This is a genomic window from uncultured Amaricoccus sp., assembly GCF_937858865.1.
Lineage (GTDB): Bacteria > Pseudomonadota > Alphaproteobacteria > Rhodobacterales > Rhodobacteraceae > Amaricoccus.
This window is the reverse complement of the sequence record NZ_CALLYO010000644.1, coordinates 1-1236: the sequence shown is the minus strand read 5'-3', so window position 1 is coordinate 1236 and position 1236 is coordinate 1. Positions and strand designations below refer to the sequence as shown.

The 1236-nt window shown below is 71.4% G+C and carries 1 protein-coding gene; it reads left to right on the top strand.

Annotated features, from left to right (window positions below; all coding sequences use genetic code 11):
* Positions 1–1053 (top strand): SAF domain-containing protein (locus Q0112_RS19245; protein WP_297977712.1); only part of this gene is annotated, 1053 nt, incomplete at its 5' end.
* Positions 1054–1236 lie beyond the last annotated feature (183 nt).

The window sequence follows — 1236 nt, the reverse complement described above, 5'->3', positions numbered from 1 at the left end:
GAGGACGCGATGCTGGTGGCGACCAGCCCGCACATCGACGTGCTGCTCGACGTCACCGGTGCCGTCGAGGACGCGATCGCGCCGGTCCTCGCCGCAATCGAGCACGGCAAGCATGTGCTCCTGATGAACCCCGAGCTCGACGGCACGCTGGGGCCGCTCTTCAAGCACAAGGCCGACAAGGCCGGCGTCGTCTTCACCGACGTCGACGGCGACCAGCCCGGCGTCATCGGCAACCTCCACCGCTTCATCAAGGGCCTGGGCGTGCGGCCCGTCCTCCTCGGCAACATCAAGGGGCTGCAGGACCCCTACCGCAACCCGACCACCCAGGAGGGCTTCGCCAAGCGCTGGGGGCAGAACCCCTACCTGGTGACGTCCTTCGCCGACGGCACCAAGGTCAGTTTCGAGATGACGGTGGCCGCCAACGCCTCCGGCATGACGGTGGCCAGGCGCGGCATGCACGGCTACACCTTCGATCCCGGCACGCCGATCACCCAGGCGGCCAAGCGCTACGACGCCGACGAGATCCTCGCCGGGCCCGGCATCGTCGACTATGTGGTCGGCTGCGAGCCCGGCCCCGGGGTCTGGGCGCTCGGCACCATCGAGCACCCGCGCCAGCGCCACTATCTCAACCTCTACAAGCTCGGCGAGGGGCCGCTCTACTGCTTCTACACCCCCTATCACCTCTGCCACTTCGAGGTGCCGGTGACGGTCGCCCGCGCCGCGCTCCTGCAGGACGCCGCGATCACGCCGATCGGGGCGCCCTGCCTCGACGTGCTGGCGATGGCCAAGCGCGACCTGAAGGCGGGCGAGGAGATCGACGCGCTCGGCGGCTACACCGTCTACGGCGAGGCGGAGACCGCCGAGATCACCGCCCGCGACGGGCTGCTGCCGATCGGCGTCGCGGTCGGCTGCAAGCTCCGGCGCGACATCCCCAAGGATGCGGCGCTGACCTACGCAGACGTGGAGATCCCCGCCGGCCGCCTGGTCGACAGGCTACGCGCCGAGCAGGACGCCCTCTTCGGCATCCGGCGCGCAGCCCAGGTGGTGGCCTGAGCCAGCCTCCCGTCAGGCTCCGCTCAGGCGGCGGCCGGCACGCCGGCGAGCGCCAGCACCTCCTCGGCGATGGCGAGCGAGGCGGTGAGGCCGGGGCTCTCGATGCCGAAGAGGTTGACGAGGCCGGGGATCCCGTGCGCGGCCGCGCCCTCGATCAGGAAGTCGGTGGCCGGGCCGCCGGCG